Origin of the sequence: Pseudomonas sp. B19125, assembly GCF_044218855.1 — a bacterium.
Taxonomy (GTDB): Bacteria; Pseudomonadota; Gammaproteobacteria; order Pseudomonadales; family Pseudomonadaceae; genus Aquipseudomonas; species Aquipseudomonas edaphica.
Map to the genome: position 1 here is coordinate 5,021,652 of NZ_CP162589.1, position 18,796 is coordinate 5,040,447.

Genomic DNA, 18,796 nt, shown 5'->3' on the forward strand with positions numbered 1-18,796 from the left:
TCCCACAGTCGGTCTCTATTGTCAGTTCAGGACTTCACTCAAGGGAATGAAATTGACGCGGTCGCCAATATCGAGTGTCGTCCCCTCCAACACCTCCACAAACCCTTCGGCCCACGCCGCGCTGCGTAGCACGCCGGAGCTCTGGTTGCGGTAGATAATCGCCCGGCCCTGCTCGATACGCCCGCGCAGGTACTCGCGGCGGTTGCCCGGCTGAGGCCACACGAACCCCACCGGCACTTCGAAGCGCAGCGGCGCCACGTCCTGCACGCCTTGGCGGCGCAGCAGATAGGGCCGGGCCAGCAGCGCAAAGGTCACCAAAGTCGACGCCGGGTTGCCGGGCAGGCCGATCACCGGCACACCGCGAAAGTGCCCGAAGGTCAGCGGTTTGCCCGGCTTGATCGCAAGTTTCCACAGGGCCAGTTCGCCCTCTTCGCGCAGGGCGATGCCGAGAAAGTCCGCCTCGCCGACAGAGACACCGCCGGTGGACAGGATCAGGTCGACACTGCCCAGGCTTGCCAGGCGTGTGCGGGTCTTTTCCAGGTCATCCGGAAGAATCCCGGCATCGATCACTTCACAGCCCATGCGCACAAGCCAGCTGCACAACACACGCCGGTTGCTGTTGTAGATCTGCCCCGGCCCCAGCGGCAGGCCGGGTTCGATCAGTTCATCGCCGGTGGACAGCACGGCCACGCGTACCCGGCGCACCACACTTAAACAGTCATGCCCGAGGGAAGCAGCCAGGCCCAGCTCTATCGGGCCAAGCCGGGTGCCTGCGTTAAGCACCAACTCGCCGACCGTGGTTTCCTGGCCTTGGGGGCGGATGTTCTGGCCGGCCCGCAAGCGCTCGGTGAAGCTCACGCGGTCGTCGGCGTGGACCACGGCGTTTTCCTGCATCTCTACACAATCGGCGCCTTCGGGCACCGGCGCGCCGGTAAAGATGCGCGCGCAAGTGCCGGCCGCCAGTGGCTGCGGTGCCTGGCCGGCGAAGATGCGCTGGCTCACGGGCAGCGGCTCGCCGGTCCAGTCCGACAGGCGCAGGGCGTAACCGTCCATGGCGCTGTTGGGCCAGGGCGGCAGGTCGAGGGTGGAGACCAAATCTTGCGCCAATACGCGGCCATCACACTCGGCCAAGGGCTGCACGTCGTGCTCGCGAATCGGCGTTGCTTCAGCCATGTCCAGTAGTTGCTGCAGCGCTTGTTCCACCGGCATCAGTGCACCGGACTTGCCAGGCTTATCCACGGGATTCGCAGGGTTCGGCCTGCTTCAGGTGCGGCACAAAGTTGCACGGGCGGTGGCGGTTATCCAGTTGCTCGGCAAGGATGCCATCCCAACCGGTGCGCACCGCGTTGGTCGAACCCGGCAGGCAGCAGACCAGCGTGCCATTGGCCAGGCCGGCCAGGGCGCGTGATTGGACGGTGGAGGTGCCGATATCAGCCACGGAGATCTGGCGGAACAGTTCGCCAAAACCATCGACCTGCTTGTCCAGCAGGCAGCTGACGGCTTCGGGCGTGCTGTCGCGGCCGGTGAAGCCGGTGCCGCCGGTGATCAGCACCACTTGCACCACGTCTTCGGCGATCCAGTGGGCGACCTGGGCGCGGATTTTGTACAGGTCGTCTTTGAGCAGCACGCGCTCGGCCAGGTTGTGGCCGGCGGCGGCCAGGCGATCGACGAAGACCTGGCCGGAGGTGTCGGTGTCCAGGGTGCGGGTGTCGCTGACAGTCAGCACAGCGATATTGAGGGGTACGAAGGGCGCATCAGCCTTGGCTTTCATGGCTTGGTCCGGTTGTCGAATGAACAGCCCGATGTTATATCACAGGCCCCTATTTGCCTGCCGCTGCGGAACCACCATGTCGCTTGATTCTTCGCCCCTGCCTTGTTCGATCCTGCTGCTGGCCGGCGGCCGTGGCCAACGCATGGGCGGCCAGGACAAAGGCCTGCTGCCCTGGCACGGCCAGCCATTGGTTGCACATTTGCAGCGCCTGACCCGACCGCTGACCGATGACCTGATCATCTCGTGCAACCGCAACCATGAGCAGTACGCACCCTATGCCGACCAGTTGGTGAGCGACGACAGCCCGGACTTCCCCGGCCCGCTGGCGGGCATCCGCGCGGGCCTGGCCGCCGCGCGCCATGCGCATGTGCTGATACTGCCGTGTGACGTACCCAACATCGACGTGAGACTGTTGGCCGATTTGTGTGAGACGGCACACCGCAACCCGCAGGTGCCGGTAATGGTACGCCATGGCGAGTTCTGGGAACCCTTGATCTGCATCATCCCCACCCACCTCAAAACCCAGGTACAACAGGCATGGGACGCCGGTGAGCGCAGCCCGCGCAAGATATTCCTGCAGTTGGGCGGTGTGGGCCTGGAATGCCAAGCTGACGACCCACGCCTGGCCAATCTGAATACACCCGAGCTGTTGCACCCTGGGTCTGGCGTGTCAGAATGAACCTCGCACAAGGAACTTTGTCGACGCCATGCGCGTCACAAGGTCAGCTATTTAAAAGAATTCTCTTGGAGACAAACTCATGACTCAACGGACCATCGCCGCTCTCATGCTTGCACTGGGCCTCGCCACTCTCGCCGGTTGCGCTTCGCCTACAGTGATCACCCTGAATGACGGTCGCGAAATCCAGGCCGTCGACACCCCTAAATACGACAAGGCTTCGGGCTTCTACGAGTTCGAACAACTTGACGGCAAGCAGACCCGTATCAACAAGGATCAGGTTCGCACCGTTAAAGACCTGTAAGTCTTAAGCGTTTGCCCACAAGGCCCGCCATGTGCGGGCCTTGTCGTTTCTGGCGGTTACCAGTCGAGGGTGATGCGGCTGCGAAAATGGCGTTGTTCACCGGTCACCGGGTCAATAAAGCGCACGCCCTGGGCCAGCAGTTTGAGTGGGTTGGCGTAGTCGTCCTCGGCATCCTTGAGCACATCGGGGTAGAACGGGTCGTTGCAGATACTCGCCCCCAGCGCCGTCATGTGCACCCGCAGCTGGTGCTTCTTGCCGGTCACGGGGAACAGGCCGTAGCGCCACAGATCGCCATTTTTCTCGCGCACTTGCACCGCCGTTTCGGTGTTGCTGGCGCCCGGCCCTTCCTGCATGCGAAAGAACGGCTGGCCATCGACCAGGCGACTTTTATGCACCAGCGGGAAGGTCAGGTCGGGTAAGGCCGGGGCAATGGCTTCGTAGAATTTATCGATGCGCCGTGTGGGAAACAGCTGTTGATACGCCGACCGGGTTTGCGGGTTGGCCGAGAACAGCACCAGCCCCGCCGTGTGCCGATCAATGCGATGCAGGGGCACCAGCGCGGGGTTATCCAGGCGACGAATCAGGCGGCGCAACAGGGTTTGTTCGACGTATTCGCCGGCCGGGGTCACCGGCAGAAAGTGTGGTTTGTCGGCCACCACCAAGTGCTCATCGGCATACAGGATGCTTTCCTGAACCGGGATCACCTTCTCATTCGGCACTTCGCGAAAATAATAAATGCACAGGCCTTCCTTGTAGGCGAGGTCCAGGCTGATTGGCAGGCCATTGATGTCCAAGACGCGGCCACGGGCGACGCGGTCCAGCCAGTGTTCACGGCTGATCGCCGGAAAGTGCTCGCACAGGCAATCGAGCACTGTCGCCCACGGGCCGGGTGGCAGATACAAGGTGCTGGCTTGATGCTGGGACGCAGAGAAAGCGGATGTGGACATGCAATGCTCGAAACCTGGATAAACCGGCAGGCATTATCCCGCATGGAACGCGATTGGGCCTAGGGCGGATCTCAGGCCTTGGCCAATTGCGCTCGCAACACCGGCGAGGCGCTGGCCGCCTCGGTAAATTCCTTGAGCCAGCGCAACACGTCCACCGCTTCCCAGCGGCCGGGATCGTAGAGCGCGTACAACAAGCCCTGGTAACCCACCACGTCCAACTGCTTGTGGTAACCGGCGCGCTGGAACAACGCCTCGATCTCGGCAAAGCAGGTATTGAAATGCACTTTGTTAAACGGCGTCTTGCCTTCCGTGACCAGGCCGTCGAGGCGCAGCTCATTCACCGCATCGCGCACGACGTCGGCGGACATGCGATTGACGCTGCTTTTCAGTTGTTCAACATTCACCACGGGCGTTCCCTCTATTCAATCGCTGTACAAACATACAGTAACTTAATATTCGGAAACTCGCCATCGCGAAAACGCGCCTGTGCAATCAAGACCACCCGTGCGCGACCAGTGGGCCTGCTCAGAGGTTCTGCAACTGAGCACTTATGCGCTGACAATGGCTGCGCAGCACATCCACAAAGTGAATGACGCTGGACGATTCAGGGCGGTGCAACGGCCGCACGACACTCACACAGTAAGAAATCGAATGGGAAAAACGCCGGATCTGCAAACCTCTGCCTACATAGTCCAGAGCGGTGAGCGGATTGACGATTGCTACGCCCACACCCAGGTTTACGGTCGCACACACAGCGCTGGCGTTATGCGTTTCGACCACCAGCCGTCTCTCAATGCCCGCCTGCTGAAAGATCGCGTCGGTTTTGATCCTGTAGGGGTCATCCGCCGCAAGGTAAACAAAGTTTTGCCCATTGAAGTCCTCTGGCGTGAGGACTGCTTTTGCATTAAGCACATGATGAGAAGGCAATACACACACCACATCAAGGTTTAACAAGGTTTCGCTGTGGGTTCCAGGTGGTGTCTCAAGGGTTTCAGTCAGCCCCAAATGATAACGCTGAGCCGTCAGTGACTCTTCCAGGGCGGGAGATTCCTGCGGCGTGACATTGATGCTGACACCCGGGAATTTAATACAAAAATCCTGGCAGACCTGTGGCAGCAAGGCATTCGAAAACGCAGGCTGGCAGGTCAGCGAAATTTGCCCATGGCGAAAGTGCCGGATGGCCTCAGCGGCGTTCTTGACGCGAGCCAGGCCCACATAGCTGCGCTGAACTTCATCGAAGAGCATCAGGCCATGCTCGGTGGGAATCAGTTTCGCGCCCGCGCGTTTGAACAAGGTCAACTGAGTCAAAGTTTCAAAACGACTCAGCTCGCGGCTGATAGTGGGCTGCGAGGTATGCAGCAATGCCGCGGCAGCGGTCGCACTGCCGGTGGTCATGACCGCCCAGAACACTTCCACATGGCGAAAACTGAAATTCATGAGCACACCCACGCGTTGAATTGAAGGGGGCGAACCATATCAGAAATGAATAGATGGCCATCATTTTGATATTTTTTCTTTATTTTTTCGCCATGCACACTTGCATCGTCTGCGCCGAGAAAGTTGTCAGTGCGTTTAGTCGGAGTCATCCAATCGAGGTAGGAAGATGGACCATTTTAATTTTATCAACGGCCATTTACATGTAGAGCAAGTGGATGTAAGTGCCATTGTCGAACAGCACGGCAGCCCTGTTTATCTCTATTCAGCACAGACGCTGAAAAATCACTATGCCGTACTACAAAACGCATTTTCTGCACTGGCGCCTTTGATTTGCTTCTCGGTTAAAAGCTGCAGCAATCTCAGCGTCCTCAAGCTCTTGGTCGACCAAGGATCCGGCCTCGATGTGGTCAGTGGCGGTGAACTGTACCGGGCACTGATGGCAGGCGTGACCGCAGACAAGATAGTGTTCGCGGGTGTCGGCAAGTCCCACGAAGAAATCAGCTATGCCGTTGACGTGGGCGTATTCCTTTTCAATGTGGAGTCCGAGGCAGAGTTGCTGCGCCTGGATGCGGTAGCGTCGGCGGCCGGCAAGCGTGTAAAGGTGGCCATTCGGGTCAATCCGGATGTGGTGGATGCCGGTACCCATGAGAAAACGGCCACTGGCGGCCGCCAGACGAAATTTGGCATACCGATTGAACGCGCCTATGAACTGTTTACCCCAAAGCGTTACGCGAGCGTCGATGTGGTTGGCATCCATATACATCTCGGGTCCCCGATCCCATCGGCCCACACCTACTTGTCTGCCATCGACAAGATTGAAGAAATGGTCAACCGGCTTCAGGCCGCTGACTGCCCGATTGAGTTCATCAATATCGGCGGTGGGTTTCCAGCGCAATACGGCAACGAAAGCAATCCCGTCTGTTCACTGACTGAAACGGGAGCGCATATTTGTGAGCGTCTGCAAGAACTGAAACGTCGTGGTCTGCGCTTCATCATTGAGCCGGGCCGTTCGATCAGCGCGAACGCGGGCGTTTTACTCACCACGGTCGAGTACATCAAACAAGGCTGGGATCGCAAGATTGCGATTGTTGATGCGGGTATGAACGTCCTGCTGCGCCCCACTTTATACGGCGCGAATCACGTCATCTGGCCAACCCGATTTGGCGACTTTTCCGGCCATTGGACGGCGTTGAGCGAGAGCGTCCGTGAGGCGGGAGCCGCGCCTCTGGAAGAGGTCGACATTGTTGGCCCCATTTGTGAAACCGGCGATCACTTCGCATTAGGCCGGCCCTTGCCCGTACTGGAGGACGCAAGCTTGTTGGCGATTTTCTCATGTGGTGCTTATGGAATGAGCATGGCCAGCCAATACAACTCCCGAGGCCGCCCACCAGAAGTGCTGGTGGAGGGAGCACACGCCAAATTGATACGGCGGCGCGAAACCCACGATGACTTGATCGCGCATGAGCGCTGCGGTCTGGAGAACACTTAAAACGCTTGAACAGCCAAAGCCTGGTGGTCGGCAAGCCACCGGGCTCGCGCTATTTAAGGAAGTTGACCACCTGTTCGGCCTCGAATGGCCAATCCAGCTCCGCGCCTGTATCGGCGCGCCGAAGCACCGGGATGCGCAGCCCGTAAACTTCAGTGAGGTCATCGGGGTCAGTGATATCCACCAACTCCACCAGCAACCCGCCCTCGACGAGCGGCATGATTTCGGCTTCAGCAAGCTCACAGAGATGGCAACCCAGGGTGCCGAACAACTGGCATTCAGGAAGCATGGCGAATGGACCCGATCAAAAACAGGCAACCATTCTAAGCCCACCCACCTGACTGTGGCGAGCGGGCCAGCCTGTTGCCAGACAGTCGATCAATCCTGGCTGACCGCACCAATTTTGTGAATCGACAGATCCGCGCCGTAATACTCCTGCTCCTGACTCAGACGCAGCCCGTGCACGCGCTTGATCACGCCGTATACCAGCAAGCCGCCGCCCAATGCCACGGCCACGCCCAGCGCGGTGCCGATCAACTGGCTGATCAGGCTGACGCCGCCCAGGCCACCGAATGCGGTCTGGCCAAAGATCCCGCAGGCAATGCCGCCCCACACACCACACAGGCCATGCAGCGGCCATACGCCCAGCACGTCGTCGATCTTCCAGCGATCCTGGGCGGCAATAAAGCACCACACGAACAGCCCACCCGCGACCACGCCCGTGACCAGCGCGCCCACCGGGTGCATCAGGTCGGAGCCGGCGCAAATCGCCACCAGCCCTGCCAGCGGGCCGTTGTGCAGGAAGCCAGGGTCATTGCGGCCGATCACCAAGGCCGCGACCGTACCGCCGACCATCGCCATCAGTGAGTTGACGGCGACAAGGCCGCTGACACCGTTGAGGGTTTGCGCGCTCATCACGTTAAAGCCGAACCAGCCGACGATCAGAATCCACGAACCCAACGCCAGGAACGGAATGCTCGAAGGCGCAAACGCGACCAGCCGCCCTTCCCTGTAGCGCCCGTTGCGCGGGCCCAACAGCAGCACCGCCGCCAGCGCCAGCCAGCCGCCCATGGCGTGCACCACCACGGAGCCGGCAAAGTCATGGAAGCTGGCGCCAAAGCGCGCGAGCAACCAGGCTTGCAGGCCAAAATTGCCGTTCCACACCATGCCTTCGAAAAACGGGTAGATAAACGCCACGATCAGCGCGGTGGCACACAGCTGCGGGGCGAACTTGGCGCGTTCGGCAATGCCGCCGGAAATGATCGCCGGGATCGCTGCCGCGAAGGTCAACAGAAAGAAGAATTTCACCAGGCCATAACCGTGGTCGGCGCTGATCACCGCGGCCGGCTGCATAAAGCTCACACCGTAGGAGATCCAATAGCCTATAAAGAAATAAGCCAGGGTCGAGATCGCGAAGTCACTGAGGATTTTCGACAGGGCGTTGACCTGGTTTTTCTGGCGCACGGTGCCGACTTCAAGGAACGCGAAGCCGGCATGCATGGCCAGGACCATGACCGCACCGATCAGGATAAACAGGGTATTGGAGCTGTGGACGAGGGTGTCCACTGCGCTTTGCAAATTTTCCATGGAGGTTGGCAGGCCTGCATTCAAGGCAAAAAGCACCAAAGCGGTTCAAGCCAGGGTTGCGCGCACTAAATTGGCACCACCGGCACCGCCCCTCTTGAGAGGGCGTGAACCGTTTTAGCGCAGCGATCAACACAATGGGCCGTTGCCGACAGGGTTTTTCCGCGAGTTTGTGTGATTTAGGGTAAGGTTTTTCCAGGCATTGGCCTCGATCCGCCCCGACTCGGCGCAAGCCCCAGGGCCTGCGCACCAAGGCAAAGCAAAAGCTGTACCAGACAATTGAAGTGAACCTTCACCGAAACCGGTGACTCGAAACCACACGTACCAAACCAGATCAGCCAATCACGGAGATACCCATGGCCAGAAGAACTGCAAAGACTGCTCAAGAAATACTGATGGCGGATTTCCAAACCCTGGTCAGTGACACCGAAAAGTTGCTCGACGACACCGCCGTGCTGGCCGGTGACCAGGCCGATGAGCTGCGCAGCAAGATTCACGAGAGCCTGCTCAAAGCCCGTGAAACCCTGCAACTGACCGAAGATTCCCTGCGTGAACGCGGCCAGGCGGCGGTCACGGCCACCGAAGATTACGTGCAGGCCAACCCTTGGCAGTCTGTAGGCATTGCCGCCGGCGTGGGCTTTTTGATCGGTCTGCTGGCTACAAGGCGCTAACTATCATGTCTATCGGCGAAACCGGCTCGTCCACGGGCACCAGTTCCACTTCACGACGCCTGGGCGCAGCCGTTCTGGGCTTGCTGCACAGCCACGTCGAATTATTTGGCATCGAGTTGCAGGAACAGAAGGCCCGCACCGTGAGCCTGCTGCTGTTTGCAGGCTTGGCGCTGGTGTTTGCGCTGTTATTGCTGGTGGGGTTGTCGACGTTGGTGATGATTCTGGTGTGGGACACCGGCTATCGTCTCACCGGGATTATCTGCCTTTGCGTGTTCTACAGCCTGGCCGCGGCCTTCTGCGGGGTGCGCTTGAAAGCGGCGGTGTTCGATGAATCCACGCCCTTCCACGCCACCCTTGAAGAGTTGGCCAATGATCGGGAGCGCCTGCTGCCATGAGCATGACTGAAATCCCGCAAAACACCTCGCGCCGGGAAATGCGCAAGGCGTTGATTCGCCTGCGCATGGAAATGCATCGCCAGGAGATCCGTCACGAGTCCCAGCAACTGATGGCGCCGTTGAACAAAATGCGCGACATGCGCCACAACTGGCAAGACAGCCTGGGCATCAAGCACGCGCCGCTGTGGGGCGTGGCGGCGGTGACCCTGATGGGCTTTTTCACCGGCAAGGGCGCCAAGGGCGGCGGCATCAGCAGCCTGACGCGCCTGGTGCGGCTGGGTGCCGGTTTGATCCCGCTGATCAAATTGGCCATGCAGCGTAAAGGCTGAAGCTGGCTGGCTGCATTCTTGCAAACAGAATCGGCCCGGCCCTCGTCACTGAGGGCCGGGCCTTTTTTTCGCCAGCTCTCTTAAGGAGGCCCCGTGATCGACGGGCAACCGCTCGCCTGTTTCCAGCCATTCATCGACACCGCCACCGGGCGCATTGCCGGCGTCGAGGCCCTGGGCCGCTTGCGTCAGGCCGATGGTCACTTGCAGTCGGTAGGCCCGCTGTTTGCCGACCCACGCACACCGGGTGTGGCCCTGCGCCGTCTGGACCGGCAGATCCGCGAAAACGCCTTGAGCCGCCTGCATGAAGCACCCGCCGACTGGTTTCTGAGCCTGAACATCTCACCGCGCTGGATCAACCGCCTGCGCCCTGGCCAAGCCTTGCCCAGCCTGAAACAAGTGCAGGCCCACAATGTCGATCCGCGGCGCATTGTGTTTGAAATCACCGAACTGGGCGGCGACATCCAGCGCCTGGCCGAGGTGGTCGCACGCTATCGCGACGCTGGCGCACGCATCGCCATCGATGACTTCGGTGCCGGCTATTCGCAACTCGACCGCGTACTGGCGCTGCAGCCGGATATTCTCAAGCTCGACATGCGCCTGTTCCAGGAAGCCGCCAAAGGCGGGCCGAGCAGTGACGTGGTGCGGGCACTGGCGCAAATGGCCGAAAAAACCGGCTGCTGGATCATCGCCGAGGGCGTGGAAACCGAGGCGCAACTGAATTTTGCCCTGGAGTGCGGCGCACGTTATGTGCAGGGCTATCTGTTTGCCCAGGCCCAACTGGACTGGTTTGCGGCCGATGCGTTCGTCGCGCGCTTTGCCCAACTGCGCGGGGTTTACGTGCAACACAAACTCGCCGAGCGTGGCCGTGTGATGCAGTTGCGCGTGCAATTGGCCGAGCTGATGAACATCCTGCAAAGCTGGGCACAGGCCCGCGCGCCGCTCGATCAACTGCCCCAATTGCCGGACTTTCCATGGCTGCTGCGCTTTTACCAGTGCGACCGCCATGGCACCCAACTGACGCCCAACTTCGAGTGGCGCCAGGATGCCTGGCAAGCCGACAGCCGCTACCTGGGCCACAACTGGTCATGGCGGCCGTATTTCTATTACTTGCTCGCTGAAGGCTGGGAGGAGCGGCGCCTGACGCTGTCGTCGACCTACCGCGATGCCACCACCAACCAGTACTGCCTCACCGCCGGACAATTCTTCGATAACGGTCAGCGCTTGCTGTTAATCGATATCGATGCGGCGGGCCTGTAGATTTTTGCTTGCCGATGCCGCGCTGAACCGGGAAGCTGGGAGGGTCATTCACCGCACGGAGAGTAACCGCCTTGGATTGGCCCACCCTGCTTACCCGCGAACGTCTTGGAAAACCCCTGCACAGCCCGGAAGAACTCGGCCGTAGCCCGTTCCACAAAGACCACGATCGGATTATTTTCTCCGGCGCGTTCCGCCGCCTGGGCCGCAAGACTCAAGTGCACCCGGTGTCCAGTAACGACCATATCCATACACGTCTGACCCACTCCCTGGAAGTCAGCTGCGTCGGCCGCTCCCTTGGCATGCGTGTCGGCGAAACCTTGCGCAGCGCCCTGCCCGACTGGTGCGAGCCAAGCGACCTGGGCATGGTGGTGCAATCGGCTTGCCTGGCCCATGACATCGGCAACCCGCCGTTCGGTCACTCGGGTGAAGATGCCATTCGCCACTGGTTCCAACAGGCGGCCGGACGCGGCTGGCTGGATGACATGAGCAGTGCCGAACGCAACGACTTCCTCAATTTCGAAGGCAATGCCCAAGGTTTCAGGGTGCTTACCCAGCTGGAGTACCACCAGTTCGACGGCGGTACACGACTGACCTACGCCACCCTCGGCACTTACCTGAAGTACCCCTGGACCGCCCGCCACGCGGATTCGTTGGGCTACAAGAAGCATAAGTTCGGTTGTTATCAGAGCGAGTTGCCGATCCTTGAACAGATCGCCCACAAGCTCGGCCTGCCCCAGCTGGAAGAGCAACGCTGGGCCCGTCACCCGCTGGTCTACCTGATGGAGGCGGCCGACGATATCTGCTACGCCTTGATCGACCTCGAAGACGGCCTGGAGATGGAGCTGCTCGAATATGCCGAAGTCGAGTCGCTGCTGCTCGATCTGGTGGGTGATGATTTGCCCCAGACCTACCGGCAACTGGGCCCGCAGGATTCACGCCGGCGCAAGCTGGCGATCCTGCGCGGCAAGGCCATCGAGCACCTGACCAATGCGGCGGCACGCGCCTTCGTCGAGCAGCAGGACGCATTGCTCGCCGGCACACTGCCGGGCGACCTGGTGGAACACATGCACGGCCCGGCCAAGCGCTGTGTACTGGACGCCAAGGACATGGCGCGCAAAAAAATCTTCCAGGACAAACGCAAGACCCTGCACGAGATCGGCGCCTACACCACCCTGGAAATCCTGTTGAACGCGTTTTGCGGTGCCGCCCTGGAGCAGCATGGCGGGCGTACGCCGTCGTTCAAGAACCGACGCATCCTTGACTTGCTGGGCAACAGCGCGCCGAACCCAGCCTGGTCGCTGCACGCTTCGTTTCTGCGCATGATCGACTTTATCGCCGGCATGACCGACAGCTACGCCACCGAAATGGCACGGGAGATGACCGGGCGTTCCAGCCCACAGTAAAACCTTAGGTTATGCCGCCTGCGTCCCGTACAGACTTTACCTACGACGGGAACAGAGCGGCCTGATCGAATTCGCACATCCGCTCGAGGAATAATCGCGCACGCTTCTTGCGAACCTGACACGCAATTCCTACGTCACGCCCCTCTGACTGAGCCATGTGCCTTCTATGCCCATACCCCGTCTTCGAATCCTATTGGTGGAGGATCATCCCTTTCAACTCCTGGCCACGCAGTGCCTGCTCAAAAGCTTCGGTTTCGAACAACTGACCCTTGCGGAAAATGCCGAGCAGGCGATCCGCTCGATGTCTTGCGCCACCCGCCCCTTTGACTTGATGCTGTGCGATCAATGCCTGCCTGACCTGCCTGGGCTGGAACTGGTAGACATTGCCAGCCGCCAACACTTCATCACCGGCGCAATCCTGTTGAGCGGGCTGCCCGCAACAGAGTTGTCCAACCTGACACTCCAGGCCCGGCGGCGCGGGCTGCCCCTGCTTGGTTATTTATTGAAGCCCCTGAATAAAGATGCACTGACAGAGTTGATTGAGCCACTGCTCTCGTTATAACTGTAGGACTATAAACACCGTTCACCGGTAAACAATCGCCGCAAAACCATCGCCGAATCCCTGGCACTGCTCCAAGGCTTACTGATCCAACTATTACTTACATCCGACGACGCAAAGCCTTATCGAACCGTAGGTCGTTACCTTTTATTATGTAGGAATTCTCCTGTTTTATATCTACTCCCCCCAACGCTCGTCCTCCTCCCTCTTCTTCTGAGCTAATGTGCCCGCTTTATTTGCACTTGCATGGAATATGATTATGAACACGGTTTTTATCATTGATGATCACCCGGTTATCAGGCTGGCGATTCGCATGTTGCTGGAACACGAAGGTTATAAAATCGTTGGCGAAACGGACAACGGTTGTGACGCGATACAAATGGTTCGCGAATGCCTGCCCGACCTGATCATCCTGGACATCAGTATTCCAAAACTCGACGGCCTCGAAGTGCTCTGCCGATTCAACGCGATGAACACCTCGATGAAAACCCTGATCCTGACGGCCCAGAGCCCGACGTTGTTTGCCACCCGCTGCATGCGCTCGGGCGCAGACGGCTATGTGTGCAAGGAAGGCGACCTGAGCGAACTGCTGAGTGCCATTCGTGCGGTACTGTCTGGCTACAACTACTTCCCCAGCCAGGCACTCAATTCCAATGGCGCCGACAGCAAGGACGCACTGGAACTTGAATTATTCAAGGCCGTGAACGACCGGGAACTGATGGTGCTGCAACTTTTTGCACAAGGTCGTACAAACAAAGAAATCGCCAAAGGTATGTTTCTAAGTAATAAGACAGTAAGTACCTACAAAAAAAGGCTGATGCAAAAACTTAAAGCCAAGTCCTTGGTAGAACTTATCGAGATGGCAAAACGAAACGCGCTAGTGTGAGAAAGCGGATGCCAAGGCGTATAAAGGACTATCTGATTATATTATTGGCCGGCCTGTGCTTGAGCACTACCGTGCCCGCGGCCCCTCAAATCGGACCGGAACACTTCACCTTATTGAGCCGCGCGGGTACCGTTCAACTCGATATTCAGCTGGATAAGACCCAGCGCCAGTGGCTAATGTACAAACGTGAGCTGGTACTGGGCACCTCGGCACCCGACTATCCGCCCTTCGACCTCACCTCCAGCGGTCGCGACTATGAAGGCCTGACCGCCGATTACGCAGGGCTGCTGGCCAAAGCCATGGCCCTGCCCGTCAAGGTATTGCGTTATCCGACACGAGACGCCGCGATCCATGCGCTGGAAACCGGGGAAATCGACCTGCTGGGCTCATCCAATGGCTTTGAGGCCGCCAACCCGAAACTCATCCTGTCGCAGCCGTATGCGGTGGACCAGCCCGTACTGGTGACCCGCGAAGGTGAAACGCGCAGTTTAAGCGATGGTCTGGCCGGCCTGCGCTTGAGCCTTGTTTATCACTACCTGCCGCTGAACGAAGTGGAAAAGTTATACCCGCAGGCGGATATCCGCGCCTTTCCTTCCTATCAAAACGCGCTCAATGCCGTGGCGTTCGATCAGGCGGATGTGTTTCTGGGGGACACTATTTCCACCCATTACATGATCAACAAGGGCTACCTCAAAAATATCCACATGGCCAACTTCGGCAAGCATGAAGCCTATGGGTTCAGCTTCGCCTTGCGTCACGATCAGGACGTTCTACTGAGTATCGTCGACGCGGTGCTGACGGCCGTTCCCGTTAATGAACGAGACAGCATCGCCAAGCGTTGGAGCGCCGGCAGCGACATCTTGCTGACCGACAAGAAACTGCAACTGACCCAGCGTGAAGAGCGCTGGCTCAAAGACCACCCGGTGGTAAAAGTCGTGGTCAATGAGACGTTCGCGCCGCTGACGTTCTTCGATGCCGACGGCAACTTTCGCGGTATTACCGCCGACCTGCTGGAACTGATCCGCCTGCGCACCGGCCTGCGTTTTGAAATACAGCGCAGTCGCGAAGTCAGCACGATGATCGAGCAGCTCACCACGGGTAAAGCCGATATCATCGGGGCCATCGTCCCCAGCACCGAACGCGAGGTTCAGCTCAGCTTCAGCCGCCCGTACCTGGAAAACTCCTACGTCCTGCTGACCCGCAAGGAGCCCGACGCGGCCACAAACCTGGAGCAGATGGCAGGCAAGCGCCTGGCAATCACCCTCGGTAACCCACTGGAAAAAACCTTGCAAGAGAACTTCCCACAGATTCGCCTGGTGGAAGTCAGCGATACCTTCAAGGCCTCGGAAATGCTGGCTCAGGGAAGCGTGGACGGGGCAGTGAACTCACTGGTCATCGCCAACTATTTCCTGGCCTCCCAGGTGTTCCAGGACAAACTGCAGATCAGCGCCAGCATTGGCACGCTGCCCGCCACCTTCGCCCTGGCCACGCCGCGCGGTGCCGTCGAACTGAGCTCAATCCTGGACAAGGCGCTGCTGAGCATTGCCCCGGACGAAATGGGCGTGATCAACAGCCGCTGGCGCGGTTACACGCCAGCCTCGGACAGTTACTGGCGCAATTACCACCAACTGATTGCGCAAATCATCATTGGCACCGGGTTGCTGCTGCTGATTTCCCTGACCTGGAACGCCTACATGCGCCGCCAGATCAAGCACCGCAAAATGGCCGAGCGCGCCCTCAATGACCAGTTCGAGTTCATGCGCGCACTGGTCAATGAAACACCGCACCCAATCTATGTGCGTGATCGCAAGGGCCTGTTGCAGACCTGCAATGACAGCTACCTGCAAGTGTTCGGGGTCAAACGCGAAGAGGTCATCGGCAAGAGTGTGGTGCAAATGGACATGGCCCTGGCGCCTGAAGCCGCGCAGTACCATGCCGACTACCAACGGGTGGTGGTGGAAGGCACTCCGCTGATCCTTGATCGCACCCTGCACATTCACGGCAAAAAACTCACGATCTACCACTGGATCCTGCCCTATCGCGACTCGGACGGCGAAGTCCAGGGCATCATCGGTGGCTGGATCGATATCAGTGACCGGCGCCAACTGTTCGACGAGTTGCGCACTGCCAAGGAACGCGCCGACGAGGCGAACCGCGCCAAAAGCACCTTCCTCGCCACCATGAGCCATGAAATCCGCACGCCGATGAATGCCGTGATCGGGATGCTGGAACTGACGCTCAAGCGCGCCGATCAGGGCCATCTCGACCGTCCGGCTATCGAAGTGGCCTACAACTCGGCCAAGGACCTGCTGGAGCTGATCGGCGATATCCTCGACATTGCACGTATCGAATCCGGCCGCCTGAGCCTGGCTCCCGAGCGCGTGAACCTGCGCGAAGTGATCGAATCGGTGGTGCGCGTCTTCGATGGTCTGGCCCGCCAGAAAACCCTCAGCCTGTTACTCGAATTCGACCCCAACCTCGACAACACCGCCGTGCTGATAGACCCGCTGCGCTTCAAGCAGGTGCTGTCCAACCTGGTCAGCAACGCGATCAAGTTCACCGAGCGCGGGCAGGTGAAGATCAAGGTGCAGGTGCAAGCCACCGAGCAGCCCCAAGAGGTGCAGATGAAGCTGGTGGTCGAGGACACAGGCATCGGCATCAGCCGGGACGACCAATTGCGCCTGTTCGAACCCTTTGCCCAGGCGGACAACTCCGGGCACCTGGCCAGGAGCGGAGCGGGCCTGGGGCTGGTGATCTGTCGCAGCCTGTGCGAGATGATGGGTGGGCAACTGAGCCTGAGCAGCGTGCCAATGGTGGGCACTCAAGTGCAGGTCAGCCTGAAGATGACCTGCCTCAAGCCCATTGAAGCGCTGGACGAGCTCAAGTCTCAGGCGCCGACAGCCGCGGCGGTGCTCAATGTGCTGGTAGTGGACGACCACCCGGCGAACCGTTTGCTGATGTGCCAGCAATTAGGTTACCTCGGGCACCAGTTCACGGCAGCCCAACATGGCGCCGCAGGGTTTCAGGCCTGGCGCCAGGAGCACTTCGACCTGGTGATTGCCGATTGCAACATGCCCATCATGAATGGCTATGAGCTGAGCCGTTCGATCCGTGAATACGAGCAGCGAGAACAGCAGGTGCCCTGCGTGATCCTCGGTTTCACCGCCAATGCCCAACCCGAGGAGAAACTTCGCTGTGCGCAGGCGGGCATGAATGACTGCCTGTTCAAGCCCATCAGCCTCACTGCACTGGAGCAGCAACTGGCGCAGATCAAACCCCGATCCAGCGGCCAGCGGCTGGAACTCGATTGCCTGGACGCACTGACCGGAGGCGACCCGCAGTTGAGCCAGCGTTTGCTTGCGCAACTGTTAAGCAGCAGCCGTCAGGACCGCGAGGACCTGGTGGCCTTGATGGCCCGCCAGGCAGCGCCCCAGGCGATCATTGAGCAAGCCCACAAGATCAAGGGCGCCGCGCGCATCGTCCAGGCAAGTGCATTGGCCGCGCAATGCGAAGCACTGGAGCTGGCCTGCGCCCGCAACGAGGAGCGCCCCACGATAGACATGGGGGTCAAGGCCCTGGAAAAACTCATGCTGGAGCTGGAGAGGACGTTGCAAGTGCAGCTGCATAAGCTGGACAGCCAATAACGGCGGCCGACCCTCTCCTGCGGGATCAGCAGTCGGTCAACCGCAGGAAAATCGCCGCCAACTGCTCGATGCCCGCCTGGTCCTGCGCGGTAAAACGGGCCAGCGACGGGCTGTCCAGATCCAGGACACCCACCAGTAGGCCATCCTTGACCAATGGCACCACCAGTTCGCTGTTGGAGGCACTGTCACAGGCAATATGGCCTGGGAACGCATGCACATCTTCTACCCGCTGGGTTTGCCGGGATGCCGCCGCCGCACCGCAGACGCCACGACCGAAGGGAATACGCACGCAAGCGATCTGGCCCTGGAACGGGCCAAGCACCAGTTCTTCATTGCGATTGAGGTAGAAGCCCGCCCAGTTCAAGTCGTCCAACTGGTTGAACAGGAACGCCGAGAACTGCGCACTGTTGGCGATAAAGTCACGCTCATCGGCGAGCAGCGATTCCAGCTGCGCGCAGAGCATGGCGTAGCCATCCAGGCCGGTGCCGGCCTGTTGTAAATCGATCATGGTTGACGCTCCAACAACTTGAGACCCACCCAGTAACGGGCGAATTGATACGCGCAACGGCCGTTGCGGTTGCCACGCCCGGTGGCCCAGCGCACGGCCAGGATGTCGAGGGCTTCATCACGCTGCCACTGCAAGCCGGCCTTGCTGGCCAGTTCGCCGATCCAGTGTTCGACCACATCCAGGAAGTGTTCCTGGCTGAACGGATAGAACGACAGCCACAGGCCAAAACGGTCGGACAAGGCGATCTTGTCTTCCACCGCCTCGCTGGGGTGCAACTCACCGTCCACGCGCTTCCAATTGTCGTTGTCGCTCTGGTTTTCCGGCACCAGGTGACGACGGTTGGAGGTGGCATACAGCAACACATTTTCCGGCGCTTGCTCAAGGGAGCCGTCCAGTACGCTCTTGAGTACGCGATAATCGCCCTCACCCGCTTCGAAAGACAGGTCGTCACAGAACAGGATGAACCGTTGCGGCAGCTTGAGCAGTTGCTCGACCACGCGCGGCAGGTCAGCCAGGTGATCGCGCTCGATTTCAATCAGGCGCAAACCGGCCTTGGCATGCTGGGCCAGCAAAGCACGCACCATGGAGGATTTGCCGGTGCCACGCGAGCCCCACAGCAACGCATGGTTGGCGGGCAGGCCATCGAGAAATTGCTGAGTGTTGCGAGCCAGTTGCTCACGTTGCTTGTCCACGCCGATAAGGTCGGACAGGCGCATGTCCAGGCTCACTTCCAGCGGGAGCAAAAAGCCAGTACGGCCTTCGCGCTGCCAACGGGCGGCGAGGCAGTTATTCCAATCGATGGCTTGGCGCGGTGCAGGTAACAGCGGTTCCAGGCGCGCAAGGACCGCATCGGCCCGCTCAAGAAAGGCATTCAATCGAGAATCCACGATTATTCCTCTGGCAAGTTCTTGCAAAAGATGGCGTATTGGCAACCCTGTG

General features: G+C 59.6%; 20 protein-coding genes. 11 read left to right on the forward strand and 9 right to left on the reverse strand.

Annotated elements, in window-relative coordinates:
- Positions 1 to 21 precede the first annotated feature (21 nt).
- The gene (glp, locus tag AB4P96_RS22720; protein WP_050547735.1) at positions 22 to 1,209 is read right to left on the reverse strand and encodes a gephyrin-like molybdotransferase Glp; all 1,188 of its coding nucleotides are present in this window, start codon (positions 1,207 to 1,209) and stop codon (positions 22 to 24) included.
- A gap of 22 nt (positions 1,210 to 1,231) precedes the next feature.
- Entirely contained in the window at positions 1,232 to 1,771 is a 540-nt protein-coding gene (gene moaB, locus AB4P96_RS22725) for a molybdenum cofactor biosynthesis protein B (protein WP_017136189.1), read from the reverse strand.
- 76 nt (positions 1,772 to 1,847) lie between these two features.
- Here moaB and mobA point away from each other — a divergent pair, with 76 nt between their 5' ends.
- Together mobA and AB4P96_RS22735 are read left to right on the forward strand one after the other, a co-directional pair.
- Positions 1,848 to 2,450: a molybdenum cofactor guanylyltransferase MobA gene (gene mobA, locus AB4P96_RS22730; protein ID WP_099549058.1), complete on the forward strand. Its 603-nt coding sequence runs from the start codon at positions 1,848 to 1,850 to the stop codon at positions 2,448 to 2,450.
- A 79-nt stretch (positions 2,451 to 2,529) separates the two neighbouring features.
- Entirely contained in the window at positions 2,530 to 2,751 is a 222-nt protein-coding gene (locus AB4P96_RS22735; RefSeq protein WP_017136187.1) for a YgdI/YgdR family lipoprotein, read from the forward strand.
- 56 nt (positions 2,752 to 2,807) lie between these two features.
- On the opposite strand, the gene AB4P96_RS22740 is transcribed toward AB4P96_RS22735, so the two are convergent.
- The 3 genes from AB4P96_RS22740 to AB4P96_RS22750 form a co-directional block, all read right to left on the reverse strand.
- A complete protein-coding gene (locus AB4P96_RS22740) occupies positions 2,808 to 3,698 on the reverse strand; it encodes a pseudouridine synthase (RefSeq protein WP_099549059.1) in 891 nt (296 codons plus the stop codon).
- Positions 3,699 to 3,769: 71 nt separating this feature from the next.
- Entirely contained in the window at positions 3,770 to 4,105 is a 336-nt protein-coding gene (locus AB4P96_RS22745; protein WP_003189932.1) for a hypothetical protein, read from the reverse strand.
- Positions 4,106 to 4,223: 118 nt separating this feature from the next.
- Positions 4,224 to 5,135 (reverse strand): LysR family transcriptional regulator, encoded by a 912-nt coding sequence (locus AB4P96_RS22750; protein WP_099549060.1) that lies wholly within the window; start codon positions 5,133 to 5,135, stop codon positions 4,224 to 4,226.
- A gap of 166 nt (positions 5,136 to 5,301) precedes the next feature.
- Between AB4P96_RS22750 and lysA the strand changes: the two genes are divergently transcribed.
- Positions 5,302 to 6,624 (forward strand): diaminopimelate decarboxylase, encoded by a 1,323-nt coding sequence (gene lysA / locus AB4P96_RS22755; RefSeq protein WP_395600110.1) that lies wholly within the window; start codon positions 5,302 to 5,304, stop codon positions 6,622 to 6,624.
- A 49-nt stretch (positions 6,625 to 6,673) separates the two neighbouring features.
- Here lysA and AB4P96_RS22760 read toward each other — a convergent pair whose 3' ends face one another.
- Positions 6,674 to 6,910, reverse strand: coding sequence for a glutaredoxin family protein (locus AB4P96_RS22760; protein ID WP_017136184.1), 237 nt, complete (start codon positions 6,908 to 6,910; stop codon positions 6,674 to 6,676).
- 89 nt (positions 6,911 to 6,999) lie between these two features.
- Positions 7,000 to 8,208, reverse strand: coding sequence for an ammonium transporter (locus tag AB4P96_RS22765; protein ID WP_138450029.1), 1,209 nt, complete (start codon positions 8,206 to 8,208; stop codon positions 7,000 to 7,002).
- Positions 8,209 to 8,561: 353 nt separating this feature from the next.
- Between AB4P96_RS22765 and AB4P96_RS22770 the strand changes: the two genes are divergently transcribed.
- The 8 genes from AB4P96_RS22770 to AB4P96_RS22805 all read left to right on the forward strand — a co-directional run bounded on the left by AB4P96_RS22770 (position 8,562) and on the right by AB4P96_RS22805 (position 17,349).
- Positions 8,562 to 8,876 (forward strand): YqjD family protein, encoded by a 315-nt coding sequence (locus tag AB4P96_RS22770; RefSeq protein WP_017136182.1) that lies wholly within the window; start codon positions 8,562 to 8,564, stop codon positions 8,874 to 8,876.
- 5 nt (positions 8,877 to 8,881) lie between these two features.
- A complete protein-coding gene (locus tag AB4P96_RS22775; protein ID WP_017136181.1) occupies positions 8,882 to 9,271 on the forward strand; it encodes a phage holin family protein in 390 nt (129 codons plus the stop codon).
- Positions 9,268 to 9,600: a hypothetical protein gene (locus AB4P96_RS22780; RefSeq protein WP_017136180.1), complete on the forward strand. Its 333-nt coding sequence runs from the start codon at positions 9,268 to 9,270 to the stop codon at positions 9,598 to 9,600. Before AB4P96_RS22775 ends, AB4P96_RS22780 begins: the two co-directional genes overlap by 4 nt.
- 93 nt (positions 9,601 to 9,693) lie before the next feature.
- Complete coding sequence (locus tag AB4P96_RS22785; protein ID WP_395600111.1) at positions 9,694 to 10,857, forward strand: EAL domain-containing protein; 1,164 nt, start codon at positions 9,694 to 9,696, stop codon at positions 10,855 to 10,857.
- A 71-nt stretch (positions 10,858 to 10,928) separates the two neighbouring features.
- A complete protein-coding gene (locus AB4P96_RS22790) occupies positions 10,929 to 12,260 on the forward strand; it encodes a deoxyguanosinetriphosphate triphosphohydrolase (RefSeq protein ID WP_017136178.1) in 1,332 nt (443 codons plus the stop codon).
- 166 nt (positions 12,261 to 12,426) lie between these two features.
- Entirely contained in the window at positions 12,427 to 12,822 is a 396-nt protein-coding gene (locus AB4P96_RS22795) for a response regulator (protein WP_138450038.1), read from the forward strand.
- A gap of 256 nt (positions 12,823 to 13,078) precedes the next feature.
- The gene (locus AB4P96_RS22800; protein WP_017136176.1) at positions 13,079 to 13,705 is read left to right on the forward strand and encodes a response regulator transcription factor; all 627 of its coding nucleotides are present in this window, start codon (positions 13,079 to 13,081) and stop codon (positions 13,703 to 13,705) included.
- Positions 13,706 to 13,713: 8 nt separating this feature from the next.
- Positions 13,714 to 17,349, forward strand: a complete 3,636-nt coding sequence (locus tag AB4P96_RS22805) for a transporter substrate-binding domain-containing protein (protein ID WP_395600112.1) — start codon at positions 13,714 to 13,716, stop codon at positions 17,347 to 17,349.
- Positions 17,350 to 17,374: 25 nt separating this feature from the next.
- Here the strand turns inward: AB4P96_RS22805 and AB4P96_RS22810 are convergent, their stop codons facing one another.
- A complete protein-coding gene (locus tag AB4P96_RS22810) occupies positions 17,375 to 17,857 on the reverse strand; it encodes a GAF domain-containing protein (protein ID WP_017136174.1) in 483 nt (160 codons plus the stop codon).
- Positions 17,854 to 18,744, reverse strand: coding sequence for an ATP-binding protein (locus AB4P96_RS22815; protein WP_017136173.1), 891 nt, complete (start codon positions 18,742 to 18,744; stop codon positions 17,854 to 17,856). Before AB4P96_RS22815 ends, AB4P96_RS22810 begins: the two co-directional genes overlap by 4 nt.
- Positions 18,745 to 18,796: the final 52 nt, after the last annotated feature.